The sequence below is a fragment of the Rufibacter aurantiacus genome, assembly GCF_017916345.1.
Classification (GTDB): domain Bacteria; phylum Bacteroidota; class Bacteroidia; order Cytophagales; family Hymenobacteraceae; genus Nibribacter; species Nibribacter roseolus.
The window spans coordinates 259793-285516 of the sequence record NZ_JAFMSV010000004.1; the positions used below are offsets into that span (position 1 = coordinate 259793).

General features: G+C 50.3%; 27 protein-coding genes. 17 read left to right on the forward strand and 10 right to left on the reverse strand.

What is annotated here, in order from left to right; translation table 11 throughout:
• The first annotated feature begins 10 nt into the window (after nucleotides 1-10).
• The 11 genes from hemW (at nucleotide 11) to J3P34_RS15905 (ending at nucleotide 10379) form a co-directional block, all read left to right on the forward strand.
• Nucleotides 11-1153: a radical SAM family heme chaperone HemW gene (gene hemW / locus J3P34_RS15855; protein ID WP_210489634.1), complete on the forward strand. Its 1143-nt coding sequence runs from the start codon at nucleotides 11-13 to the stop codon at nucleotides 1151-1153.
• A 181-nt stretch (nucleotides 1154-1334) separates the two neighbouring features.
• Nucleotides 1335-2006 (forward strand): hypothetical protein, encoded by a 672-nt coding sequence (locus tag J3P34_RS15860; RefSeq protein ID WP_210489635.1) that lies wholly within the window; start codon nucleotides 1335-1337, stop codon nucleotides 2004-2006.
• 175 nt (nucleotides 2007-2181) lie between these two features.
• Complete coding sequence (locus tag J3P34_RS15865; protein ID WP_210489636.1) at nucleotides 2182-3306, forward strand: MBL fold metallo-hydrolase; 1125 nt, start codon at nucleotides 2182-2184, stop codon at nucleotides 3304-3306.
• Nucleotides 3307-3444: 138 nt separating this feature from the next.
• Nucleotides 3445-3765: a hypothetical protein gene (locus J3P34_RS15870; RefSeq protein WP_210489637.1), complete on the forward strand. Its 321-nt coding sequence runs from the start codon at nucleotides 3445-3447 to the stop codon at nucleotides 3763-3765.
• 153 nt (nucleotides 3766-3918) lie between these two features.
• The gene (locus J3P34_RS15875) at nucleotides 3919-5013 is read left to right on the forward strand and encodes an SGNH/GDSL hydrolase family protein (protein WP_210489638.1); all 1095 of its coding nucleotides are present in this window, start codon (nucleotides 3919-3921) and stop codon (nucleotides 5011-5013) included.
• An 11-nt stretch (nucleotides 5014-5024) separates the two neighbouring features.
• On the forward strand, nucleotides 5025-5642 hold the full coding sequence (locus J3P34_RS15880; RefSeq protein WP_210462223.1) for a hypothetical protein: 618 nt from the start codon (nucleotides 5025-5027) through the stop codon (nucleotides 5640-5642).
• Between the two features lie 62 nt (nucleotides 5643-5704).
• Nucleotides 5705-6277 (forward strand): pentapeptide repeat-containing protein, encoded by a 573-nt coding sequence (locus tag J3P34_RS15885; protein ID WP_210462225.1) that lies wholly within the window; start codon nucleotides 5705-5707, stop codon nucleotides 6275-6277.
• Between the two features lie 95 nt (nucleotides 6278-6372).
• On the forward strand, nucleotides 6373-7236 hold the full coding sequence (locus tag J3P34_RS15890) for a LytR/AlgR family response regulator transcription factor (protein WP_210489639.1): 864 nt from the start codon (nucleotides 6373-6375) through the stop codon (nucleotides 7234-7236).
• Nucleotides 7237-7368: 132 nt separating this feature from the next.
• Entirely contained in the window at nucleotides 7369-8697 is a 1329-nt protein-coding gene (locus J3P34_RS15895) for a TraB/GumN family protein (protein WP_210489640.1), read from the forward strand.
• Nucleotides 8698-8819: 122 nt separating this feature from the next.
• A complete protein-coding gene (locus J3P34_RS15900) occupies nucleotides 8820-9503 on the forward strand; it encodes a 2'-5' RNA ligase family protein (protein WP_210489641.1) in 684 nt (227 codons plus the stop codon).
• Between the two features lie 63 nt (nucleotides 9504-9566).
• A complete protein-coding gene (locus tag J3P34_RS15905; RefSeq protein ID WP_210489642.1) occupies nucleotides 9567-10379 on the forward strand; it encodes a cyclase family protein in 813 nt (270 codons plus the stop codon).
• A gap of 522 nt (nucleotides 10380-10901) precedes the next feature.
• Here the strand turns inward: J3P34_RS15905 and rpmA are convergent.
• A complete protein-coding gene (gene rpmA / locus J3P34_RS15910; RefSeq protein ID WP_210462235.1) occupies nucleotides 10902-11198 on the reverse strand; it encodes a 50S ribosomal protein L27 in 297 nt (98 codons plus the stop codon).
• A 70-nt stretch (nucleotides 11199-11268) separates the two neighbouring features.
• Entirely contained in the window at nucleotides 11269-11577 is a 309-nt protein-coding gene (gene rplU, locus J3P34_RS15915; RefSeq protein ID WP_210462237.1) for a 50S ribosomal protein L21, read from the reverse strand.
• Nucleotides 11578-12591: 1014 nt separating this feature from the next.
• Between rplU and J3P34_RS15920 the strand changes: the two genes are divergently transcribed.
• From J3P34_RS15920 to J3P34_RS15935, 4 genes are all read left to right on the forward strand, one after another.
• Nucleotides 12592-13551, forward strand: coding sequence for a ribonucleoside-diphosphate reductase small subunit (locus tag J3P34_RS15920; protein ID WP_210489643.1), 960 nt, complete (start codon nucleotides 12592-12594; stop codon nucleotides 13549-13551).
• A gap of 187 nt (nucleotides 13552-13738) precedes the next feature.
• The gene (locus tag J3P34_RS15925) at nucleotides 13739-16120 is read left to right on the forward strand and encodes a ribonucleoside-diphosphate reductase subunit alpha (protein WP_210489644.1); all 2382 of its coding nucleotides are present in this window, start codon (nucleotides 13739-13741) and stop codon (nucleotides 16118-16120) included.
• Between the two features lie 297 nt (nucleotides 16121-16417).
• Nucleotides 16418-17125: a hypothetical protein gene (locus J3P34_RS15930; RefSeq protein ID WP_210489645.1), complete on the forward strand. Its 708-nt coding sequence runs from the start codon at nucleotides 16418-16420 to the stop codon at nucleotides 17123-17125.
• Nucleotides 17126-17257: 132 nt separating this feature from the next.
• Nucleotides 17258-17983 (forward strand): hypothetical protein, encoded by a 726-nt coding sequence (locus J3P34_RS15935; RefSeq protein ID WP_210489646.1) that lies wholly within the window; start codon nucleotides 17258-17260, stop codon nucleotides 17981-17983.
• Between the two features lie 210 nt (nucleotides 17984-18193).
• On the opposite strand, the gene J3P34_RS15940 is transcribed toward J3P34_RS15935, so the two are convergent.
• The 4 genes from J3P34_RS15940 to J3P34_RS15955 all read right to left on the reverse strand — a co-directional run bounded on the left by J3P34_RS15940 (nucleotide 18194) and on the right by J3P34_RS15955 (nucleotide 21454).
• Nucleotides 18194-18997: a hypothetical protein gene (locus tag J3P34_RS15940; protein ID WP_210489647.1), complete on the reverse strand. Its 804-nt coding sequence runs from the start codon at nucleotides 18995-18997 to the stop codon at nucleotides 18194-18196.
• A gap of 294 nt (nucleotides 18998-19291) precedes the next feature.
• A complete protein-coding gene (locus J3P34_RS15945) occupies nucleotides 19292-19699 on the reverse strand; it encodes a SpoIIAA family protein (RefSeq protein WP_210489648.1) in 408 nt (135 codons plus the stop codon).
• A gap of 106 nt (nucleotides 19700-19805) precedes the next feature.
• On the reverse strand, nucleotides 19806-20153 hold the full coding sequence (locus tag J3P34_RS15950; protein WP_210462250.1) for a histidine kinase: 348 nt from the start codon (nucleotides 20151-20153) through the stop codon (nucleotides 19806-19808).
• Nucleotides 20154-20185: 32 nt separating this feature from the next.
• Nucleotides 20186-21454, reverse strand: a complete 1269-nt coding sequence (locus J3P34_RS15955) for a PAS domain-containing protein (RefSeq protein ID WP_210489649.1) — start codon at nucleotides 21452-21454, stop codon at nucleotides 20186-20188.
• Nucleotides 21455-21842: 388 nt separating this feature from the next.
• On the opposite strand from J3P34_RS15955, the gene J3P34_RS15960 reads away from it, so the two are divergent.
• Nucleotides 21843-22313 carry a hypothetical protein gene (locus tag J3P34_RS15960; RefSeq protein WP_210489650.1) on the forward strand — a complete coding sequence of 157 codons (471 nt, stop codon included), beginning with the start codon at nucleotides 21843-21845 and terminating at the stop codon, nucleotides 22311-22313.
• Between the two features lie 76 nt (nucleotides 22314-22389).
• Here J3P34_RS15960 and J3P34_RS15965 read toward each other — a convergent pair whose 3' ends face one another.
• The 4 genes from J3P34_RS15965 to J3P34_RS15980 form a co-directional block, all read right to left on the reverse strand.
• On the reverse strand, nucleotides 22390-22896 hold the full coding sequence (locus J3P34_RS15965; RefSeq protein ID WP_246849897.1) for a DUF421 domain-containing protein: 507 nt from the start codon (nucleotides 22894-22896) through the stop codon (nucleotides 22390-22392).
• A gap of 244 nt (nucleotides 22897-23140) precedes the next feature.
• Complete coding sequence (locus J3P34_RS15970; protein ID WP_210462254.1) at nucleotides 23141-23557, reverse strand: SpoIIAA family protein; 417 nt, start codon at nucleotides 23555-23557, stop codon at nucleotides 23141-23143.
• Nucleotides 23558-23597: 40 nt separating this feature from the next.
• Complete coding sequence (locus J3P34_RS15975) at nucleotides 23598-24014, reverse strand: SpoIIAA family protein (RefSeq protein WP_210462256.1); 417 nt, start codon at nucleotides 24012-24014, stop codon at nucleotides 23598-23600.
• A gap of 310 nt (nucleotides 24015-24324) precedes the next feature.
• Nucleotides 24325-24753: an STAS/SEC14 domain-containing protein gene (locus tag J3P34_RS15980; RefSeq protein ID WP_210489651.1), complete on the reverse strand. Its 429-nt coding sequence runs from the start codon at nucleotides 24751-24753 to the stop codon at nucleotides 24325-24327.
• A 568-nt stretch (nucleotides 24754-25321) separates the two neighbouring features.
• On the opposite strand from J3P34_RS15980, the gene J3P34_RS15985 reads away from it, so the two are divergent.
• The gene (locus tag J3P34_RS15985; protein WP_210462260.1) at nucleotides 25322-25702 is read left to right on the forward strand and encodes an Hsp20/alpha crystallin family protein; all 381 of its coding nucleotides are present in this window, start codon (nucleotides 25322-25324) and stop codon (nucleotides 25700-25702) included.
• The last annotated feature ends 22 nt before the right edge of the window (nucleotides 25703-25724 follow it).

A 25724-nucleotide genomic window follows, 5' to 3' on the forward strand; every position in this document is an offset into this window, starting at 1 on the left:
TAACCATACTTTGGCCGGAATTTATCTTCATATCCCTTTCTGCAAACAAGCCTGTCACTACTGCGATTTCCATTTCAGTACGTCTATGGGCTTGAAAGAGCAAGTTCTGCAGGCCATGCACCGCGAACTAGACCTTCAGCAGAACTACCTCAATGGCGAGGTTATCAATACCATCTACTTCGGGGGCGGTACGCCATCCATCTTATCAGTAGACGAATTGAACGGTCTTTTGGAGGCGATTTACGCGAAACATACGGTAAACCCGAACGCCGAGATCACCCTGGAAGCCAACCCCGATGACCTCACGCCAGAGAAACTGCAGGCCCTACGGCAGACCCGTATTAACCGTCTGAGCATTGGCGTGCAGTCTTTCCATGATCCGCATCTGCAGCTCATGAACCGTCCGCATACCGCCGCTGAGGCTGCGGACTGCATCATACTAGCGCAGGAACTGGGCTTTGACAACATCTCGCTGGATTTGATCTACGGCATTCCCGCCGAGGACGCGGCGCTCTGGGAAGAAGACCTGGCCAAAGCTTTCGCCCTGAACGTGCAGCACCTTTCCTGCTACGCGCTCACCATTGAACCCAACACCGTCTTCGGGAGTCGGGTACAGAAAGGCAAGTTCTCGCCCGCCGATGAAGAGCGCGTGGCCCGCCAGTTTGAACTGCTCATGGATCAGGCCGCCCGGCACGGGTTCCTGCACTACGAGATCTCTAACTTCTGTCAGCCGGGTTTTGAGAGCAAGCACAACAGCAGCTACTGGAAACAGGTGCCGTACCTGGGCCTGGGTCCCAGCGCCCACTCCTTCAACGGCGTGAGCCGCCAGTTCAACATCGCGCACAACCCTAAATACGTGCAGGCCCTGGAAGCCGGGCAACTGCCCTGCACCGTAGAGGAACTCTCCGTAGAAGACCGGGTAAACGAGTACGTCATGACCACGCTGCGCACGAGCTGGGGCTGCGACACGGCTTACATCCGGGAGAAATGGGGCGTTGACCTGGTGACCCTCCACACGGCGTACCTGCAGAAGATTGAAGCCCAAAGATTACTACGCCGCGAAGGCAGTGTCCTGATCTTAACCGAAGCCGGCAAACTCTTGGCTGATGAGATAGCGCTGGATCTGTTTTTACTCCAGGAAGAAGAGGCGTAGCGCATTAGTTGTTTGGAGGCTGTTTTGGAAAAAGCAGCCCCCAAACAGAGCTTTATTACGGGATCACCAGGCACAAGGCAGCAGATTTTGGCCATTCGCCTTGAAATTACGTACTGCTAATGCTTGCCTAAGAGGAATAAATCCTTAAATTGTTCCTATTCCTTCACTAAAACATCCCTTCATGAAAAATTCTACCCAAACTTTCAGGCTGCTGATCCTGCTTTTCTGTAGTTTTCTGGTCACCTCCTGCTCCAAAGACGATGACGAGGAAGTGATCCCGCCCCTTGAAAACCAACTGGAGTACAATGATGTAAAGTACGACCTGGCCACCGTGTTATCCGTTGACCTGGGTGCGGCCGGCTTCTCCACCACCGAGACCCACTACGGTCAGGCCTTCCTGCTTTCTGACTACGTGGCCACCGGCACCGCAGCCCCAAAAATTATTCTGCAGCTGTATATGTTTTCCAAGGGCGCTGCTTCTTTTGGCTCAGGCACATTTGAGTTCGCAGATGTTGAACAGGCAGATGCAGAAACGAAATACAAAGACAAAAACTTCTTTTTTGATTCTGCCCTCCTGATTGACCTAAACGGCGATGAGGAAATGGACGAAAACACGGAAACGTTTATGATCAAGGCCGGCACCATTAAACTGTCTGGCACAGCGGGGAATTACAACATAGAGTGCGATGTCACCCTTGAGAACAACAAAGGGTTACTGGCCCAATACTCTGGCGTAGTTACTCCCATCACCATAGATGATGACGATGATGATCCTGCCACCGCAGAAATGAGGAAAGCACCCAAGTCTTTCTTTTCTATGTCTAAAGCCTTGAGAGGCCTGAAACTAAACTAAAGTTAATCCAGCCACTTACCTGGCATGCTTCTATTATCCTCTGTTTTAGGGCTATCTTCGCAAAAGATACCTTAAAACAGAGGATATTTTTATGGCGGGTGCTTTCCTGGGGGAAACAGTGCTGTCACAACCTTTTGGCCCCGTAAAGGTATCTGCCTTAGTTGCTTACCAGCCAATGAAGAAGTTTATGTATATCCTGCTCTCCCTTATCGCTACCCTGGCCATAGGGGGCACTATGTTTCTGGCGTTTGCGCCGCAGTTCGGGGCCTCGGCCCACGGGCAGAGCCGGGAGCGCATTGAGAAGTCAAAGAATTACCGCGATGGCAAGTTCCAGAACCTTTCGCCCACGCCCATGATGGATGAGTCGCCGTTCCTGGACAAGGTAAAGATCTTCGCCAAGTTCATTGGCGGTACCGAAGGCGCCACACCTTCCGATGAATTACCTATGGTTTCTCTGAAGCCTGGGGATTTTACGAGTCCTCCGGCCGAGGGCGTGAAGGTGACCTGGTTCGGGCACTCGGCGGTGCTGCTGGAGGTGAACGGTTTGCGCATCTTCGCTGATCCGATGCTGGGGAAACGGGCCTCACCGGTGTCGTTTATCGGGAGCAAGCGGTTCAGCGATAAACTGCCCATCGCCATAGAAGATTTGCCGCCGCTGGATGTGGTGCTGCTCTCGCATGACCATTATGACCACCTGGACCATGGCTCCATCCTGAAACTGAAAGCCAAGACCAAACACTTCTTCGTGCCGCTGGGCGTGGCCGCGCACCTGGTACGCTGGGGTGTGGAAGCCAGCAAAATCACGGAGTTGGACTGGTGGGAAACCGCCCAGTACCAGGGTCTCTTCCTGGCTTCCACGCCCGCCCGCCACTTCTCGGGCCGCGGCCTCAAGGACCGTGACCAGACGCTGTGGTGCTCCTGGGTGCTCAAAAGCGGTGACCAGTCCATCTTCTTCGGGGGAGACTCTGGCTATGACACGCACTTCAAACAGATTGGCGAGAAGTACGGCCCCTTTGACCTCACCATGCTGGAATGCGGCCAGTATAACGAGGCCTGGCGCTTCATCCATATGATGCCGGAGCAGACCGCACAGGCCCACCTGGACCTGAAAGGCAAAACCCTTATGTCTACCCACTGGGGCGCTTTCTCCCTGGCCCTGCACCACTGGAAAGAACCTATTGAGCGCCTGTCAAAGGCCTCGCAGCAGCACAACATCCAGCTGGTGACGCCGCTGATTGGCCAGCGCTGGAGTTTGCAAGCCGAACTGCCTCAGACGCAGTGGTGGAAAGGCGTGGAGTAAAAAGCCCAGGCAACATCCCAGGATTGCAGGTCGTAAAAAGTTTGTAGGAATTTCATTGCAAGAGAAGTGTTCGTTTCAGGCTTGAATTATGAAAAACAGGCCCCAAACGCATCTTAATAGAAACTAACTTTTCTGACTATGGAAACGCTAACCAATCACAATCGCTATGCGCCTGCTCCGGGTGGGCAGGGCCGGCATTCTTTCTTCGGTGTTGTTTTCGCCGGTTTTTTGGTCTTGTTCCTGGCCGGCGTGCTGTACTTCACCCGTCTAACCGACTTCTCCTCCCCAGAGGTGACATCTACTCAACCGGTGGAGGATTTGCCTGCGGCGCAGGAGATAAAAATTGATGCCGCGGTTACTGGCTCTTCCGTTGGAACCACCGCCAACCTGGCCAGTCATGCTATGTTTGCCCCGCTGCTGGGGCAACCCACAAATGCCGCACCTTTGATTTTCAGGTAGCGTCTACTGAGATCAAGGACGTTCCTAGGGATTGATTTACCCAAAAGGCTGAAGGGTGGAAAGCAGGTTTTCTTCAAAGATGCGCTTTGAAACAAACACGGTTCTCAGCATCTTTACCCATACCAATTTCCACCCTTCAAACCTTTTGGCTCCATGCGGTCCAGTGCCCTTCTTCGCTTCTCGGCTTTTCTTTCTATTCTGGTTTGGTCAGGCTGCGCCACGCAGAAAAGTATCACGGTTGCACCTAAAAACGAACAGGTGGCCTACATGGGCCGGGTGGGGAAACCATCGCCGGAGGCAACGGAACTGTACTGGTCGGGCACCTCGGTGAAGCTGAATTTTGAGGGTACTTCCGTGAAAGCGCGCCTGAAAGACAACACTGGCAGAAGCTACTACAACGTTATCCTGGATGGTGACAGCATTACGGTGATCAAGCCAGATACCGCCGCCAGGTTCTTCACGCTGGCCACCGGGCTACCGAAAGGCAAGCACACGGTAGAACTGTTCAAACGCACCGAGTGGGACAAAGGCACCACCACTTTCTATGGTTTTGAGCTGGGCGAAGGCGGCAAAGTACTGCCGGCTGCGGCGCCTAAGACCCGCAGGATTGAGTTCTACGGCAACTCCATTACCGCCGGATACGCCGTGGAAGATTTCTCGGGTAAGGACAACCCCGAAGGCATGAACACGAACCATTACGTGAGCTACGCCGGCATTACCGCGCGGTTCTTTGACGCCGATCACACCTGTATCTGCAAAAGCGGCATCGGGATTACGGTGAGCTGGGAACCCAACATCATGCCCGATATCTACGACCGCCTGAATCCGTCTGACCCCGGCAGCAAGTGGAACTTCTCGCAGATCCAGCCCGATGTCGTTATCATCAACCTCTTTCAGAACGATTCCTGGATTGTAAACCTACCGGAGAATGCCCAGTTCAAGCGCCGGTTCGGGAGCAGCAAACCCACCGAAGAGTTCCTGGTTACGGCTTACCAGAATTTCGTGAAAAGCATCCGGAGCAAATACCCCAACGCCCACATCATCGCCATGCTGGGCAACATGGACATCACGCGGGCTGGCTCTCCGTGGCCGGGCTACGTGGAGAAAGCCGTGGCCGGCTTACAAGATCAGAAAATCTACACCCTGTTTGCGCCTTACAAAGACACTCCCGGCCACCCGCGAGTAGAAGAGCAACAGGCCATGGCCAACCAGCTCATCAAGTTCATGCAGGAGAAGCTGAACTGGTAATGCGGGCTCTTATGAAAACAACCGGAATAACCCTGCTCTTCACCTTACTTTCCCTGGTAAGCTACGGGCAAAGCCGTGGGGCAACTGAGAAATTCAAAGCCAATCTGCTGCCCAGCAAAACCGGCGCCTTGCTCACCTACAACGGGCAAGAACACGCTTTCACCATCACGATGGACGCCGATAGCGTCAGGCCTTCTGATACACCAGGAATTGTATACGTAAACGGAATGATTGTTCAGGCTGGCCTTGTCCCTGTTCCAGCCGGACTCTATAAGGATAGTCTCACAGATAAAAGGCAGTTTGAAATCCTCCAGGCCTACGTTGCTTACGAGATGGAATACTTCAAGAAAGACTTAAACATCAATCATAGAGACTTAGAGGTGTATCAGGGTTTGTTTGGAGGAAAACCATTCGTGGTTTGGACGTTCTCCATGCCTAAGAATGATAATATAAGAAAGCAAATCTACATCTCGGGCATTTGCTTCAACCAGACTTTGAGCTTGAACATACCAGTCAGGAGTGAAAAGGATTTTGAGAAATCTCTTGAGTTACTTACTCAAATGGCCAAGACAGTAAAAGAGTATGACCGTCCTTTGGATTTGAACCAGCTCTACAAAGAGCTTAACTAGCTGCTGATTTAAGGCTGTTTTCCCAAAAACAGGCGGAAAAGCCATTTCCAGAAACTACTCCCATGCAAGAGACCCTGCACCAGAACAAGACCTTTGACCAGCTTAACTACACCGGCAAAGGCGTGGCGGGCCGCGAGTTTGAGGAATGCACCTTTACCAACTGCGATTTCACCGGCACCAACCTCTCCAACAACAGCTTCACAGATTGCGTCTTTGAGAACTGCAACCTGAGCAATGTGCAGTTAAGCCACTCCAAGCTGCACGATGTCACCTTCACCAACTGCAAACTGGTGGGCGTAGATTTCAGCGTGTGCCACGATTTTCTGTTTGCCGTACGGTTCAAAGGCTGTTCCCTGGATTATACCTACTTTGCCAAAAAGAGCCTCAAAAAGACCGTCTTTGAGAACTGCAGCATCAAGGAAGCTAACTTTACGGATACGGATTTAACCCAAGCCGCCTTCCTGGACTGTGACCTGGCAAGAACCGTTTTCCAGCGCAGCAACCTGGAGAAGGCAGATTTCAGGACGGCCTACAACTACACCCTGGACCCCGAGTTGAACCGCATCAAAAAAGCAAAGTTCTCGGTACAGGGCGCATTGGGCCTGCTGGCCAAGTACGACATTGACGTGAAGTAACAGCGGCTGAGACTGTTCCACGGGGAAAAAGAAATTTTGTGTACATTTAGTACCGGCATTTTCTCCAGAACAGGTCTTTACCGTTTGCTAACCTTATGCTTTCTTTTCTACGGCAGCCGTATCCGCTGAGCGAGCTCACGCTTTCCAAATCCGTCTTCCATTCGCTGCTGTTTGGGTTTATCATTGCCTTCTCGCTTATCGTGTTTCAGCCGTTTGGCTCTTATAACTGGCATCATCCGTCAAAGAACCCAATTCTGGCAGGCTACGGCGTGGTAGCGGCGGTCTCCGTTTTCCTGAACTTCTATGCTTTCCGGAAAATGCTGCCCCGGCTCTTTACCGAGGCGAACTGGAGCGTGGGCAAGGAAATCATCTGGAACCTGCTGCACTTTGGCACCGGCGGATTTCTATGCACCGTGTACGGCTCACTCATGGGTGTGATGCCTTTCACCCTGAACCAGATCCTCTACATGTCAATGGTGGCCTTCCTGATGGGCTTGGTGCCGGCGGTGCTCCTGGTGATGATCAACTACGTGTACCTACTACAGAAGTACCGCCCCCTTGAACCGATGGAGAAAAAGGAAACGCCCGCCCCGGCAGCTCCTTCAACCCAGGAAGAGGATTTGGTACTGGTGGCCGAGAACGGGAAAGACACCTTCCGGGTCTCCGCCCTGAACCTGCTGTTCATAGAAGCCAGCGACAACTACTGCACCGTTTTTCACCTGGAATCCGGAAAACTGACCAAAACCTTACTCCGCAGCAGCCTGAGTCGGTTAGAAAGCCAGATTACCTGGCCAGGCATTTCGCGGTGCCATCGGTCTTACTTGGTGAATCTGGAGCAGGTGCAAACGGTATCAGGCAACGCCCAGGGGTACAAACTCCATTTCGCCGGCACAGACCAGGTGGTACCGGTGGCAAGGTCGTACTCGGGGCTGGTGCGGGAGACGTTTGTGGCTGCCTGATCGCCCCAGGCGCCTTCACCATTCACCCCAAAACCCACCTGCAGCCCCAAATAAGCGGCATTTCGCCCCATCCTCCAGCGGCGTATTTCCGGGCCTTCTACTTTTGACGAAACGATTCATACCTCCTTCGTCATGAAAAAGATCCTGAAAAGAATTGCCCTGTTTGTGTTGCTCACCCCGGTGGTATTGCTGGTTTTGGTTTCTAGTGCGTATGGCATTTACGCTTTGCTGGCCGTGGGTGGCGAGAGTACCCCACACCAGGCGTACCTGCAGCAGCACAAACAGGAAGTAAACCTGCAAGCCGCCGCGCCTGCATTCCCTATCTTTGACAGTGCCTTTTACCAAAAGCAGATTTTCTTCCTGGGCGAGGCCCACGGCACTGCCGCTCCTCAGGCGCTGGACTTCGCCTTACTCCAACACCTGAACCAACGCGTGGGCCTGCGCCATTACATGGCCGAGGTAGACTACAGTCAGGCTTATTTCCTGAACCAATACCTGCGTACCGGCGAGGAGCGCCACCTGCAGACCGTGTTTCAGTTCTGGGCGAAAAACAACGCGCAATGGGGCAACCAGAACTTCTATGACAAGATCAAAAAGATAAGAGCCCTGAACGGAACCCTGCCCGAGACCCAGCGCATCCAGATTCTGGGCGTAGACAAACTGCAGGACCTGGAAACCACCCACTTGTTTCTGAAACAAACCCTGGCCCAATTACCGCAAAGAACCCTTCAAGACTCCGCCCTCACGAAGCTCCGCCAAGTCGTATCCGCCGACACCCTGGACACGGAAGCTTTGTCTTCCCAGGCTGCGCAAATGCTGCCATCCTTGACCAATGATTCCTCGGCTCTTGCCTTACCAACCGCTGCAAAGTTTGACTTACAGCACACCTTGCAGAACATCGCGTATGTAGATGTCAAAACCCGCCGCGACAGCGTCATGTACCTCAACCTGAATTCGGTGGTGAAAGCGCAGCACCTGGAGCACGCGAAGCTGTACGGCATGTGGGGCCTGTTCCATACCTTACCGGTGGAGTTGCAGCGCGGGGTGCCGTTTGCCTATTACCTGCAGGGCAAGAACTCTCCGTTCAGAGGCAAGACAGTCTCCATTGGCGTGTACACCCTGGACAGCGAGAACATGATGCCCGCGGCCTCTCTGCCCGCCTTCCTGAGCAAAGGCCAGCGCTACGTGAACAGCACCATGGCTAATAACGATGGCCCTATGGTGTTTGTGAACGGCATCAAAGACCTGCGGGTCGCCAGCCGTGAGAACTCAATCACCCTGTTCAAAACCGATGCCCCTGATTCGCCTTACCGCGCTTCTTCAAGACTGGCCAGCATCAAGGTACTGTTCCCTAACCAGAGCATAGATTTCGCCGGGGAGAACCCACGCATTACCCAGGTTTTCCAGTATGTGTGTCTGGTGCGCAACTCCCCGGCTCTTACACCTTTACCGCTGTTGTAATTACTGAAATGGTGGATAACTACCCAAATTAACCGGATAAAGCTGCAGACCTGCACCTTTATCCGGTTTTAGCCTTATTTTAGCGAAACAAGGCTAAAAGGAAGGAATGAGCCCCCCAACTCATGAACTTACAGGACCATTACACCCAACTATGGGAAAGTGCCGAGGCCAGATTTGCCGCCGGTGATTTTGACCTGGACACCCAGATTGACTCGCCTGAGGACACCAGACGAGGACTCACTTTGCTGGCTCGCCCCAGCCAGGAGGTGGTAAATGAAATGCAGGATTTGCTGCAGCATTTAGCGCAGGTAGAGCCAGACCAGTACTACTACCCGCCTGCAGACATTCACCTCACCGTCCTGTCCATCATCTCCTGCTACCCTGATTTCACACTAGACCACATCCAACCAGAGGCGTACGTTGACCTGCTGGAAAAGGCACTGAAGCCCCATTCAAAATTCGACATCCTTTATGCAGGGCTCACCGCCTCCCCCTCATGCGTGCTGGTGCAGGGCTTTCCCAAAACCGATGAACTAGAGCGTTTACGGAACGACGTACGGGAGGCTTTCCGGGCCTCGGGGCTGCAGGAGTCCATTGACCAGCGCTACACCATCCAGACCGCCCACAGCACCGTGGTGCGGTTCAGAAAGCCCCTGGCCCAGCCTGCTTTATTTCTGCAGAAGCTCCGAGAATGCCGCCACCGCAAATTCGGGACCTCTCCCATCCACTCCCTGGAACTGGTCTACAATGACTGGTACCAACGCGAAAGCACCACCCAAACCCTGGGCACTTTTACGCTGAAGTAATTTCTTTTCGGCCGCTTTCCGTTTTCCGCGTATTTTAGGGAAAACAGGTCCAAAACGCCGCCCATGCTTTCTTCTGCCACCATCACCTTCCGGGACCGCACCTACGGGTACAACCCTAAACAACCACTGGATATTTCGCTGCCACTGGCGTCGGGTCCGGAGAACGTCAACTGCTTCTGGGCCGAACCAGTGCAGGTAGACACCATTATTGTGGGAGACTTTGTAGGAAGCGTGGCCCAGGGCGGCTCCACCAATTACCAGCGCGTCCACCTTACGCCCCACGGCAACGGCACCCACACCGAGTGCTTCGGCCACATCTCGCCAGACCCAACCGCCACGTTGGACAAATGCCTCAACCGCTTTTTGTTTGTGGCGCAACTGGTCTCCGTTCAGCCGCGGGTATTAGAAAATGGAGACCTTATGGTGATGGCGGAAGATGTGGTAGCCTGGTTGGATGAAGGTAATTTACCCGAGGCTTTGGTCTTGCGCACCCTGCCTAATTTGGAGAGCAAACGCACTGCGCAATACTCGGGCACCAATCCCACTTACCTGGAACCAACCTTGGCTGAATATCTGGCGCAGCACGGCATCCAGCATCTTCTGCTGGATTTGCCTTCAGTGGACCGAGAGGAAGACGGCGGGGCTTTGCTTGCGCATCATGCCTTCTGGCAGTACCCAAAGAATACGCGCATCCAGGCGACAATTACGGAGTTGATTTTCGTGCCGGATGCGGTAGAGGATGGATGGTACCTGTTGAATCTGCAAGTCACCAGTTTGGTGTTGGATGCTAGTCCGAGTAAGCCGGTGTTGTATGCGTTATTGCCGGTGGTTTCTTCTTTGGGAGGGAGTGTTTCTTTTGCGGAGGCGCCGCATTAGCCTTTACTCCTTTGCCTTTGTTGATTGCTTGAAAATTTGTGTTTGCGTAGTCCGCTATTGCTGGCGTGGCGCTGCAGTTTGCTTGGGTTTATAAGCTTGATTGTTGCATTGCATCTCTCCGTGCGCTCACGGCCGCGAGGCCCCGCCTTCCGGCCTCGCGCTGCGCCAGCTTACTTTGCTCCCTGGCGGTCGCAATGCCTTGCGGCACCGGAACCTGACAAGGCGCTCACCCGAAAGGCTGGAAATGGGAATGCGCTAGCAGGAACGCCCCAGACCTCACAGGTTTTGAAAACCTGTGAGGTTTCTAAATACTATGACATGGTTCAAGTCTGTGACTTGGACCTACTATGACCGGCAGTTTGCAACTGCCGTGAGGCGAAAGCCTCAATTCCCAGCGGCTACCATCATATTTTCAAATACAAGATTTCAGCATATTTTCTCTAAAACACTTGAAAAAGAAAAAGGCTGCCTTGTGGGCAGCCTTTTTTGTGATCTGTACCAGCCGTAAGGCTAGGGGTATGCTTAGGCAGTTACTTCTTCTGAAGTTGCAGTAGCAACTGGAGCGTCTACTGGAAGAACTGATACGAAAGAACGGTTCTTAACGCCTTTTTTGAATTGTACGATACCATCGGTCAGGGCGAACAGGGTGTGGTCTTTACCGATACCTACGTTTGCACCTGGGTGGTGAGCTGTACCGCGCTGACGCACGATGATGTTACCAGCGTTGATGGTTTGACCACCAAAGATTTTCACGCCTAAGCGTTTGGAATGTGATTCGCGGCCGTTGTTAGAACTACCGACACCTTTTTTGTGAGCCATTTCTAGTCTATTTTAATCCGGGGAAAAACCCCAGAATAGGTTCTACAATAATTATTCTCTACCTCAAAAATTAACCAATGGTGTTGATCAACACTTTGGTGTACTGTTGGCGGTGACCGTTTTTCTTCTTGTAGCCTTTTCTTCTTTTCTTCTTGAAGACGATTACTTTGTCACCTTTGGCGTGGCCCTGGATGGTTCCAGTTACCTTTACTCCGTCTACAAAAGGAGCACCAACAGTTAAAGTTCCGTTGTCATCAGTTAAAAGAACATTGGCGAACTCTACGGCGTCACCTTCATTGCCGGAAAGCTTGTTAGTGTAGAAGAACTTACCGCTCTCTACTTTCGTCTGGATACCAGCGATTTCTACAATTGCGTACATCAGCTTACGATATTTTTAAAAATTGAACCGCAAAAGTACGGACAGTCAAGCTAATATCCAAACAAGCCCCTATTATTTCAGCCTGATTTTTACTGATACTTCGCTGGTTTATAGGAGGTTGTGAGTTATGCACCAAGATGTGGATAACTTTAGTGGATAAACATAATGTATAATGATACTCAATGAGTTACGAGTGGATAAAGACAAGAAAAATGTTGGCCACCCAGAAAAGACGGCTAGATTGAGGTACTTCTGGCTAGTAAAAGTGGACGAACTCCTGGCCCTGAAGCATAGATGAAAGTAAAAAACTTCTGGGCTAATATCAAGAGAAACAACAGGTTTGTTTTCCCACACAGCCTCTCCAGCCTTTCAGCCCAATTCTCTTTTCAATTGCCGCTGTTTTAGCCATTACATTTGCTTCCCAATGTTGCACAAAGAAGGCTCTCAGCGCCTAAGCAACTACGCAATCTGCAAGCACCCTCCAGCTTTCACGCTTCTATCATTAAGGTATTCCTTCCTCAAATCTTAGTCACACCACATCACCGGGCAGAAAGCAGCAAGAACAAACCCTTGCATTCATCAGCACTTTTTCTCTTCGTTTTAGAGCGACTCACAGCCTGACTAGAACCCAGAAAACCCTGCTTAAAAGGTACTTCTAGCCACTAATAATGACCTTGCCCGTTTCCCTTCCAAAATCAGTTACTATCCTTTAAGATACCGCTTACCAACCCATATAATAAAGCCTATATTTAAGGTTTCTAATTTTTATAAAATTAGAACACGCTGATTTGCAACATGTTGGAAGTGCATTACAATGTGGATAACCGCTGTATAAGAAATGGATAAATTCAACTGTTCTAATCGGGCAAACCACGTATTTGTCCCTATATTTGAAATCTCAAGCCGGTACAACTGCTCCTAAACCCAATGGTTCAGAAGCTGCCCTGGCCGGGGAGAAGCGCCGTTGCGGCGGCGTCTCGTTAATTATTTTAGAGCAACAAACCGTTTTAGTCTATGGAGCCCATATTACAAGAAAACCCTAATCGCTTTGTCCTTTTCCCCATCCAGAACGATGCCGTTTGGCAGATGTACAAGAAAGCGGAGGCTAGCTTTTGGACCGCCGAGGAGATTGACCTCTCGCCGGACTTGAAAGACTGGGAGAAGCTCAATGATGGCGAGCGCCACTTCATCTCCCACGTGCTGGCCTTCTTCGCGGCCTCAGACGGAATTGTGAACGAGAACCTGGCCATCAACTTCATGCAAGAGGTGCAGATGCCAGAGGCGCGTTGCTTCTATGGGTTCCAGATCATGATGGAGAACATCCATTCTGAGACCTACTCCCTGCTCATTGATACTTATATTAAAGACCCGCAGGAGAAAGATCGGTTGTTCAACGCCCTGGAGACCGTTGACTGCGTGAAGAAGAAAGGCGAGTGGGCCCTAAAATGGATCAACTCTGAGAACTTCACTGAGCGTCTGATTGCGTTTGCGGCCGTAGAAGGCATTTTCTTCTCTGGTTCTTTCTGCTCTATCTTCTGGATGAAGAAACGTGGTTTGATGCCAGGGTTGACCTTCTCCAATGAATTGATCTCCCGTGACGAGGGGCTGCACTGCGACTTTGCTTGCCTGCTATACTCTATGTTAGTGAACAAGTTACCCGAAGAGCGCGTACAAACCATCATCCGCGACGCAGTGAGCATTGAGCAGGAATTTGTGACCGATGCGCTGCCCGTAGACCTCATAGGGATGAATGCAAAACTGATGAACCAATACATCGAGTTTGTGGCCGACCGCCTGCTGGTAGCGTTAGGTTGCGGCAAAATCTACAATTCAGCCAATCCATTTGACTTCATGGAGATGATCTCCCTGCAAGGCAAAACCAACTTCTTTGAGAAACGTGTGGGCGAGTACCAGAAATCAGGCGTGATGAGCGACCGTGACGCCAACGTGTTCTCTCTGGACGAGGACTTTTAATCTATCACCCCAGACAGCCCTAAAGCGCTTTGGGGTTGTTTCTCTAAAAACGGGCTCAAAGCATCCGGCAATCGGTTGGAGGTGGGGCTCTCAAGTAAAATCAAGCCAAAAATATGCTCCGGCGCAAAAGCGCATGGGAGAGAAATATCTGGATGGTACGTCATCCGTCACCTATTAGTGTAAGCGTATGTTAGTTGTAAAAAGAGACGGCCGCAGGGAATCGGTCAAATTTGATAAAATCACGGCCCGCATAGAGAAACTGTGCTACGGCCTGAACATGACGTTTGTGAGCCCGATTGAGGTAGCCAAGAAGGTGATTGACGGGATCTACGATGGCGTGACCACCGTGGAACTGGATAACCTGGCCGCCGAAACCGCTGCCTCCCTTACGACCAAGCACCCCGACTACGCCATTCTGGCGGCGCGCATTGCCATCTCCAGCCTGCACAAGGTGACGCAGAAGTCGTTCTTCAACACCATGAAGCAGCTCTACACCTACGAGGATCCCAAGACAGGTGAGAATGCTTCTCTGATTGCGAAGGACGTGTTTGACGTGATCAAGAAACACGCGGCCGTGCTGGACTCCAGCATCATCTATGACCGCGACTACAACTATGACTACTTCGGGTACAAAACCCTGGAGCGCTCTTACCTGCTGCGCGTAAATGGCAAAGTGGTGGAGCGTCCGCAGCACATGCTCATGCGCGTGGCCGTGGGTATCCATAAGAACGACATTGACGCAGCCATTGAGACCTACAACCTCATGTCTGAGAAGTGGTTCACGCACGCTACGCCAACCCTGTTCAACGCTGGTACGCCTAAGCCGCAGTTGTCTTCGTGCTTCCTGTTAACCATGAAAGAAGACAGCATTCCGGGTATCTATGATACTTTGAAGAACTGCGCTTTGATCTCGCAGAGTGCGGGTGGTATTGGTCTGGCGGCGCATAACATCCGGGCTACTGGTTCTTACATCAAAGGCACCAACGGTACGTCTAACGGCTTAGTGCCGATGCTGAAAGTGTTCAACGACACGGCCCGTTACGTAGACCAGGGCGGTGGAAAGCGGAAAGGCGCTTTCGCGATTTACCTGGAACCATGGCACGCTGACATCTTCGAGTTCCTGGATCTGCGCAAGAACCACGGCAAGGAAGAAATGCGGACCCGCGACTTGTTCCTGGCCCTCTGGACGCCAGACTTGTTCATGAAGCGCGTAGAAGCCAACGACGACTGGAGCCTGATGTGCCCTAACGAGTGCCCGGGCTTGTCTGAGACCTGGGGCAAAGACTTTGAGCGTTTATATGAGAAATACGAGAAAGAAGGCAAAGCCCGTAAGACTATCAAAGCGCAGGAACTGTGGTTTGCCATCTTAGAGGCCCAGACCGAGACCGGCACCCCTTACATGCTGTTCAAGGACCACGCCAACGGCAAGTCTAACCAGCAGAACCTGGGTACCATCAAGAGCTCTAACCTGTGCACCGAGATCATTGAGTACACAGACAAAGACGAGATTGCCGTATGTAACCTAGCGTCTCTGGCCCTGCCGCGTTACATCAAAGAAGAGAAAGGGGTTAAGACCTTTGACCACCAGAAACTCTACGAGGTAACCTATACCGTTACCAAGAACCTGAACAAGGTAATTGACATCAACTACTACCCGGTTCCAGAGGCGAAGAAATCAAACATGCGTCACCGCCCTATCGGGTTGGGGGTACAGGGCTTAGCTGATGCGTTCCTACAACTGCGTATGCCGTTTGAGAGCGCCGAAGCCGCCCGCCTGAACAAGGAGATCTTTGAGACCATTTACTTCGCGGCCATGACGGCTTCTAAGGATCTGGCCAAGAAACACGGTCCGTACGAGACGTTTGAAGGCTCGCCTATCAGCCGGGGTATCTTCCAGTTTGATATGTGGGGCGTGACGCCGGAAAGCGGCCGTTGGGACTGGGAAGCGCTTCGTCAGGAAGTGGTAGAGCACGGCGTACGCAACTCTCTGTTGGTAGCGCCAATGCCAACCGCTTCTACCTCGCAGATCCTGGGCAACAACGAAGGGTTTGAGCCTTACACCTCTAACATCTACGTACGCCGCGTGTTGAGCGGGGAGTTCATGGTAGTAAACAAACACCTCCTGAACGACCTGATCGCGCTGGGTCTGTGGAACGACCAGATGAAGAATGCCATCATCGCTGCCAACGGCTCGGTGCAGGGCATCTCCAACATTCCGCAGAACATCAAAGACCTGTACAAAACGGTATGGGAAATCAGCCAGCGGACCATCATTGACATGTCTGCCGACCGTGGCGCCTACATCTGCCAGAGCCAAAGCCTGAACCTGCACGTGTCTAACGTGAACTTCGGGAAACTGACCTCTATGCACTTCCACTCTTGGAAGAAAGGCTTGAAAACCGGTATGTACTACCTGCGCACCAAAGCCGCCGCCGATGCCATCAAGTTCACCGTTGAAAAACAAGCCGCCGAAACTCTGGCGCCGATGTACAACCAGGTTGAACAAAACATGAGCGACATGGCGTGTAGCTTGGACAACCCAGACGCTTGCGAAGCTTGCGGTAGCTAAGAACTAAAAAAGAGGAGGCCTAATCGCCTCCTCTTTTTTTTACCTTTTCTTTTAATATAGTGTTTTTAATATTTTAACTAAAAACTTTAGAAAGGAATAAAAGAAGAAGAATCACAAATAAAAAAGGGGGGCGCCACAGTAGCAGCGCTCCCCTTAACAGGATAAAAAGCTTTGGCGAGCAATTAGGGCTCTTCACCCTAATACAGTTATCCTTGAAGTCATGCAAATGTGTAGATTAATCAATCAATCTACAAGTACGAAGGCTCTTGCTACTAGTTTTTAACCCAAAATTTATAAATGCAAAAAACTAGAACAAAATTCGCTTCTCAAATTGAACGTACATCTCCGAGAATTACAGTTAACAAAATGGGAGAGTACTTATGCGCTTTCGCAGCTAGAAGAGCTAGAATAATCTATGATGCGAAGTATCCTAAAGATTTTATTACAACAAGATACTCCAAAGCTGAAACAGCTATAAAAGACTTTTTCCTTAATGAGAATAAGGATAGTCAGTTGATCCTTCAAGCCATTGATCAACTAAGCAAACAAAAGCCTACCAATAAGCATCAGCACGAGGTGATTTATTCTTGTATAGAGGCTTTAACGGAATTCCTTAAGTTTATAGGTGATTCAGATTTGCTTGAAGATGATAGGGGTTTCTTTGATGGAATTAGTAAATCTGCATCAATGACAATCTCAGGAGTGAAAATCAGTATACGTCCCGAAATATTGATTCATGATAAGAAAGAGATTTCTGGAGGAGTTAAGCTATACTTCTCTAAAAGCTTTCCTTTATCTAAAACTTCTTCAGAGTACATTGGTACACTTCTAATGAAGTATTTGGAGCAAGAATACCAGAAGCCTATCAAGGCAAGAAACTGCTTTGTGATTGACATATTCAATAAGACGATATATACTGCTCCTAAGGCATACATAAAGAGGTTGCAGGATATCGAAGCAGCTTGTACAGAAATATCAAACCAGTGGAAGTTTGTTCAATTTTAATCTAGTATAAAAAGGAGGCTGTTTCTAGCCTCCTTTTTACTTTATAACAAAATAATACTATATTAATTAACACCTACATTATTGAGGAAATAGCAAAAGGATTGTAACCTATATGATAAACTAAACTCTCTCATGAGCAAGCCCAAAGAACGCACCATCCAACTTAAAGCCCTTGAATATTTAAAGGCGTACTATTCTGATAAGTTTTCTATCGCATTAACAAGAATTGATTCTACAGATGAGAGATGGACAAAAAAGGAAAGAGGAGGGAAAAGAGCAGATGGACTGATATGCTTTGAAAAAGAAGGAAAACCCTATACAATTTCTTTAGAAGCCAAGTCACATAAGACATTAGGCGCTCTAATCTCTTATTCCAATGACAAGAAATTTGGTTTACATTGTTTGATTGTGTCATGTATCATGACTTCGATAACAATCCTGGCTCTTATTTCATTTACAAGTTTAAGATGGTATTTTATCACACCTATTACACTTGCCGCTTTTGTAGTACTTCTTATTTTAGCAGCAGCAATTTTTGAGGTATTAGACTTAGATAGACACAAGGTGACAAATGTGATAAATCAACTAAAACAATATCCTGCAAATGAACAATGGATAGCATATTCGAAACACACCGACAATCTTCTTTTAAAAAGTCCTTTTCTAAAGAGGAGAAACAACCTTGACACGCTTGAAAAGCTATGCAGAGCTAATAATTTCGGACTTCTACTTGTAACAAACAAGACCTGCCTAGTAAGAATAAATCCAGTTCCTAAGAAAGGTGAATTTCTGCATTACTACTGCAAAGAACAGGAAATTCTAAAGGCTATTTCTGTGCAAACTATACTTCAAGAGTAATCTTCCATGCAGTTTGGGATAATAGTTTTATCACCAACATTCCAACCTGCAATTCCTCTCAGTAACTCAACGCAGTTTGCAGGTGATAACACCTGCAAGGGCAACAGTATAAATTGCTACGTTCCCTTTAAACGCTAACTCCCGCTTAGGGCCTATTTTCATAAAAAACAGGCCCTAAGCGGGAGTTCTCTTTTTGAACACTAATCAACCTTACATCTGGTAAGTATAGTCCGTTACGAAGGGGGTGCCGTTTTCTGGGGAGGTGGTTTTTCTTACGGGTAGGTTCTGAGCGTTGTATTCGTAGGTAAAGGTGGCTACGCGTACCTCTCCGCTGGCCAGCGTGGTGGTCACTTTGCCGGGGTTGTTACGGAACAGCAGAATGTTTGGCGTGAAGAGGGCATCTGCCAGGTGCTGCACGCCTTTTTTGGTGTCATAGTTCTCGTACTTGCTCTTTTGCACCAGTTCCCAGGCTGCGCCGGTGGTAGGCCTAGTGTATAGCGCAATTTCACTCACGTTGCCGTTGGCGTCATAGGTGTAGGTGACCTTGTTGGTTTCCCGGGGCGTGGTGGCGGTGGTCACGTCTTTGTAAAAGTCGTAGCGGGCAGTCAGCCGGCCGTTCACGTTGTATTCAAAGGTGTGGTAACTCTGCAGTTTGTCGTCAATGAGTTCATCCAGTTTGTAGAGCTGGTTCTCTGAGGTGTAGTAGTAGGCATTCTCCGTGTCTACGGTGGGGCCATCGGTGAGCACGTAGGCAAAGCGGCCCAGGTTATCATACACAACCTCGCTTGTAGACTGGGCGTTCTCGTTCAGGGCCAGGGAACCTTTGCCCACCACTCGGGTAAGCCAACCTGAGGCCGAATACTGGAACTCCCGGCTATCTCCTTGGGAGGTGTTGATCTTGGTGAGGAAAACGGGCGAGGATTGGGTAGAGGGTTCCGGGTCTTCCAGGTCACAGCCGGCCAGGAACAGGGTGGTGAAAAAGACCAAGGTGAGCTTACTTAAGTAGTTTTTCATTTCTAAAGGGCATGTAAACATTAAGGTAGAAGATCTATACAGAAGAGCCACTTACCGCCCAGAAGGTTGCACGCCCCTGGAAAATTGCCAGGGTGCCAATTGGCCTTCATTCCCCCAACTCCGCAAGAGCCCAGCCCAGGAAGTCTCTACCCGTTTCAAGCCCGATCTCACAAGAACAGGCCCTAAATGCTCCATCCGTTTTCCGCCTATTGTACCAGAAACAGCGCAAAACAAAAAAGGAAGCCTGCTGCGGCTCCCTTTCCTGGTATATGTTGCTGAGTAGGCTTAAGACTCCTATTTCACGGGCTGAAGCACCCAAGCCAGGGCTTCTTCGCGGAATTCAAAATCCTTGAGGGCCATATCGCCTAAATCTGGCGCGCGCTTCATGAGCTGTTCTACGGCCATTTTGTTGAAAATGTCTTCAGAAACCACGGTGGCGTTCCGCCGGATGCTGCTGTCTCTTAGCTTTGGGAAGGCGAACTCAGCGTACCAAGCCTGATCTGCCTGCCTGATGGCCTTCATCTGGCGGTTATCGGCGAGCCAGCGCAGGGGCTTGTGTTCCTCCAGCAGACGCACGCACATGGTAACGGCTTCTCTAAACTCTTCGCTGCTCAGGAAACCAATCGCCTCAGCTACGCCCAGCTGGTTAGTGTGGTCATACAAAAGGGTAAAGGCCTTACTCTGAAAATAAGTGGTTACCATAACAGGTTTTAAGCGATGTGATGTAACGGTTCTGGGTTTTGTAAAAATCTCTGCAGTAAACGTATTGACCCAGGCCACCTTGCCTGGCTTGAGCTAATCTTAGAACTTAGGCCAGCCGGGTCTCCAGCGCGGAGATAAGACTGGTCAATTGCTCAGAAAGCTTGTCAATGTCTTGGAGGCCCTCGTGGGCTTCTTCTATCTTTCCGGAGCGGTACTGGCTTATCAGATGCATGGCGGTGGTAAGCAACTCTTTGTACAGCCTTGACATGGTGCTGAACTCGGGTAGGTTGCTATAGCGTACGGCACCAATGGTCCTGAACCACTGGCCCAAGGGACCGCTGGAAGAAAAGAACTCCTGGTCTGGAGTGCCGCCGTACACCGCAGAGCGTACTTTAGACTTAAATAAAATCAGCTTTATCCTGAGTTGCTGAAGGTCACTTTGGGCAGCGTTCATGTAAAGCTAGTAACTGGTAAACTCATGGGCTTCTATGCTTTGCCTTCTTTCTGGAGGCTTTCCCGCAGCTTCACATGTTCCGTAATCTCATATCCGAAAACCAGAATCCCGATGATCTTCATCCCCTCGCCAAAGATAGGCTGGTAATTGAGCGTAAGGTAAACATCTTCTGATGTGTTGATGTCTTGCCGTTTCCGTTGGAAATAGACTTCCTTGGCAGAGAAGGCCTCGCCGGTTTGGTACACTTTGTCCAGCAGATCCACAAAACCCTGTTCCTTGGCTTCGGGCACCGCCTCGGCTACGGTTTTATCCTGCAGCTCCCGATCAGGGAAAAGTCCCTGGTAATACGGGTTGATCAGCTCAAACCGATGCTCCGGCCCCTTCAAGGTACAGAAAATAGCCGGGGCGTTCATGATCATGTTCTCCAGGGTCTTGCGCTCAAATTGGGCTTTCTCTAAGGCCGAGTGCACCTGGTCTGAGAGTAGCGCCATCTGCTCATTGCTTTCCAGCAGTTCCTGTACCATCTGCTTGGTGGCATGGATGTCTGTGGCACTGCCTACCCACAAAGAAACCTTGTTCTGGTTACCCAGCACCACGGGCGAGCACTTTTTCACAAACCAGCGGTAATTGCCATCGCGGTCCCGCATCCTTATCTCGGCCTGGAACTCTACCTGCTTCTGAAAACTCTCCTGGGCCCGGGCTATAAAGGGACCTTGGTCATCTGGGTGCATCACGTCCAAGAATCCGGTGGCAGAAGCCATGATGTCTTGGGCAGAAATGCCGGTGTATTTCACAAAACGCTCATTCACGTACGTCACCTTCCCCTCGGGGCTCACGGTGTATATCAACTGGGGCACCGTATCGGTCATGATCCTGAACTTGTTCTCGCTTTCCTGGTGGGCCAGTTTGGCTTGCTCCCGCTCCGTCACGTCCATGGTTTTCTGGATGATGTACTCCACATTGCCTTCCTGGTCCAGAACAGGCGTGTGCGAGGCCTCCCAAATGCTCTCGTAGAACCCGCCGCCCTCAGAGGCGGGCCGCGCTATGTTGTACCGCACCAGGTCCATGAAATCTACCCGTTTGGTTTCTATTACCTTGGCAATGGACTTGCGTACCGGGTTTTCCTCAAAAGAATAATGTATGTCTGGAAAAGCCTCCAGTAAAAGGTGAAGCCCCAGAATGTCCTCCTGTTTGCGCATAGTGGTCTGCAGGTAGGCATCTGTGGCGGCTATGATCTTAAAATCTGGGGTAAACACCACCAGGTTGTCTGGCACATGCTGGAATAAATTTGAAAAATCCATCTCACAAACGGGTTACGGGAGTGTAAATAAACGCAATAACTTAACTGAATGCCCAATTGTTTTTGACGCCACGTAAACTTGGGCCATGACCTCAAAGCTGATGAAGCTAAGCCTAACCAGATCAAGCCTTTAGGAATTCAGATCATTAGAGGGAAGGTTGAGCAAAGCCAGGGTGGGGCCACAAGGCGATCACAGGTCAAACATTTCAGGCCTACCGCCAGGCAGAAGCCCATGCGGTAGAAAGCATCTTCATGCACCCCAAAGCCCGGACAATGAAGAAGCCCCTTTCAAGAAAAGCACCTTTAGCCAAGCCTTTGCTCCAACCCAGGCAGGCATCTATAAACCACATTTTTTTGTAATATTAGACCTGTACAAAACCTGCTGCACTATGAGAAAAACTTGTCTTGCGCTTCTTTTCTGGGCATGTGTTTTAAGCAGCTGCGACTCAGATGACGCAGATGCACCTGCCGTGACCTTGAACACCCGGTGGCAGATGTATTCAAATAAAGTGCTGGCACTAGGGGGAAATGAAGCGTGTGCCTACAGCACCAAACCCTCAGACATGGCTTTCAAGCCTACCAATGCCACCTGCCAGGATGATGATGTCTATGACTTCAGCAGTTCAACAGAGTTAGTTATTGAGCATGGCACCCGCAGTTGCAGCGCCAACGAGCCTGCATCTGTCACCACTGCCTATGAGCGGCAGGGAAACAAACTTATCATAGGAGGACGGGAACACACCATTGTACAACTCACCAGAGACACGCTTATTCTAGACGTATGTGTTCCCTTAGCTGCTGGCAACTGGCCCACTACCAACTACGGGAAAGTAGGGATGAAGCTAAGCAGAATAAAGTAAACCAGAGACGTTCTCATTGCCCAACAGGACTGGTTTTGCGGAACACGCAAGAAACATGGGAACTGTTCTCTGTTGCTCATTTGTCGTCTTTATAGACCACACTAATGCTTCCGCTGCGCTCCAGGCAGGCCGTCTCTATTTTGGCAATATCCACCGGGCCTCCCTTGGTGCGCAATACCTCTATGATATCGTTTTCTGTGATGCTATGCGCCCGCATCTGGTCTTCCAGCACCTTCCCGTCTTTCACCAGGGATACGGTTTTGCCTTTGAGGAAATTGCTGATGCCGTGTCCATGCCCAAACTGAAAGGCCACGGATGCCAACATGCGGTGCAGGAGAATAAGCACTATGCCAGCGGCCAGCGTAGGAAAGAAAGGGGAGGTACCCGTAATGGCCCGGCTCATGATGGACCCGTACATAATGCTCAGGACAATGTCAAAAGTGCTCTGCTGCCCAAAAATGCGCTTGTTGGCCAATCTTATGTAAGTCAGGGAGACAAAGAAAACAATCACCGCCCTGACAGACATCTGCCACCAGTTAAGGTGCTCGTCTCCTATTCCCAGAATGTATTCCAGTGTTTCCATCTCCTCCCCAAACGAGGGAAAGAAGAGAGGGTTACGGCCAGAAAAAGCACTTCTTTTATTTCTCAAAAAAGCAGAAATGGGATTTATAAGGGTATACCTCCCAGCAATTCTGCCTACTTTTTGGAGCCTGAATCCATAAAACAGGCCCTAAACACATGCGGGGTCTGGAGCATTACTTGGATGCTAAAGCCAACAGGAACGGCGAGCCTACCAAGGGCTGTGGGTCTCGCACATGGGAGACAGCCTAGAACTCCTCCATAAGCCAATCCAAAGCCTTGTTTTCATCCTCAAAATGTTTGACTTCCAGGTCGCCCAGATCACCGGCGCGTTCAATAAGAAAGTCTACCGAGGCTACCTGTTCCTTGTCTTCTGAGGGAATGATGGCCATACGCCGTAAGGGACCAGCCAGCATGGAAGGCACTATGTTCTCAAAAATCCAGTGGGTGTCTTCTTCTGAGAAGGCCTTCATGTTGCGGTCATGCGCTAACCAGCGGGTTAGCTTATATTTCTCCATCACGTGGGAGCAAAGCAGGAAAGCCTCCTTCAGATCCTCACTACTCATTTTTCCCTGCCAGACAGACTGGCCAAGTGAGCGGTTCTGGTCATACTGCACGGTGAAGGCATTACTCTGGTAATAGACGGAGGGTAATTGTTGAAGCATGTGATTATATCAAAATGACTCCCTCGGGAGCCGGGCAATTCTAGAACTCTTGCATAAGCCAGTGAAGGGCCTCTTCCTCAGTCTGGAAGCTCTTAAGCACCAGGTCATCCAAATCACCTGCCCGCTGGATGAGATGCTCAATGGCTTCTACCTGGCCCTGGTCTTCTGAGGGCAGGAAAGCCATGCGGCGCAGGGGACCACTCAGATAAGAAGGCACCACGTGCTCAGAAATCCATTGGGTGTCTTCCTCAGAAAAGGCTTTCATTTTACGGTCATCGGCGAGCCAGCGGGTAAGGCCGTATTTTTCCATGACATAGGCACAAATGAGTAAAGCCTCCTGCAGGTCTGCACCGGTCAATCTGCCTTTCCAGACGGCCATACCCAGGGAACGCGCCTGGTCATAACGCACAGAAAAGGCCTCACTTTCATAATAGACAGAGGGTAAGGTTAAAAACATAAAATAAAAGACTACAGCTGCGTACGGGGGAAAGCAGTCTCTTTTGGACTAGTCTATTGGTTAATTAAAGTATAAAATATTAGGGTGCCCGGCAGCAAGACGCGGGGAGAATACTTGCAGATTTCCGGGCAGATTTTCAGGAAAGGTTTTTAAAATATAATAAACAGGGCACTATTTTATCTGGCAAGCTCGCCAAAGGCTTTTCCTTCTGCAGACTTCTCCTTCCTTTACCTTGGCCGCAAAGGTAAGCCGGAAACTGCTTTACAAATGACAGAGGACCTTAAATCTTTACCCAATTTTGTTTCTATCACTATGACTTTACTTGCGAAGACACAGAAAAAGGGGCCATAAGCCACTGCAGGGCTTCTTTTTCATCGTTGAAATCACGCATGGCCAGGTGGTCAAGGTTGCCGGCGCGTTGCAGCAACTGCTCTACCGCCATCTTGTTGAACATATCCTCAGACACCAGGGTAGCCATGCGGCGCAGGGAACTCTGCAGCATGCGTGGGATGACATTGCTTAAAAACCACTGCTGGTCTGCCTGCCTGATGGCTTTCATCTTCCGGTTGTCGGCAAGCCAGCGGGTGATGCCTTTTGACTCCATCAGTTCCAGGCACTGCAAAACAGCCTCCCTAAGCTCGGGGCTGGCCAAGAAGCCATTCCACACGGCGTAGGCCGTGGCATGGTCTTCGTCATAACTCAAGGTAAGTCCGGTGGTTTGATAATAAATCTTTCGCATTGCGCCTTACATAGCACAGCCTCTTTCAAGCAAGGCAACTCCGGTTACCTTTGCCTTGCTTCCTTTCTGGCTATCTGGTGAAATATACCTATCAGTCTTCTTATTGACACCTGCACCTGGGCATTCTCCTGAACACCTCCATTTCACAGGACCCCATACCATAGTGTCTTGCTGCCGGGCTTTTCCTGCCGGGTTGGCTGCCCAGAGCAGCAGCTTTGCACCATACTGGTTCTCCTTCGCTAGTCCGGTTCTGTTTTCAACAGCGTTGCGGTCTGGCAAATGCTATAAAATCCTGTACGTAGATATACACCCTTTAGACAGGAAAATACGGTGTTTTCTTGCGTTTAGGGCACATTTTTTACTTTTCTGCCGGCCGGCAGCCGGCTTTTAGAAGCAACCTCCCTTTTCTACCTTTCAGCCGGCGTAAAAAACCTGCCAAAATTACACCATTGGCATTTCACCCATTGCCATTATGTCTTAACACCACGTTTAAAAGGCCTCTGGGGGCATTGGTATGCCGTTTGCAATATGCCACCTAGAAAACAGCGACCGGAGGAGGAGAAACATCATGAAACTGATTAAAGATAAAAAGTTCTTACAGAACGTAGCGCATTATATAGACTTAACCAACACGCTGGGCGGAGGCACGGTGCAGCCGCAGGTGAAAATGGTGAAGCACAAGAAAGAGGCAGTTTTGCAGGTGTTGTTGCCTGGCGTCTCTGCCGAGCAATTCCAGGTAGTCCTGGACAAAAACCAACTCACCGTGATGGCCCTGCACCAGAGCGAGCAGCACCCAGCCATGCAGATGCCGCTGTTTCACCAGCAGTTCCTGTTGCCGCCTTATGTAGATTTCAACAATCTGCAGGTGGTACACGAGGGCAAAAAACTACGGGTGCATATCCCGTACCTGCCACAGGGACCTAGATTACTGGAGATTGAGCAACGTTAACCTAGTCATATAAAAAGGAGAA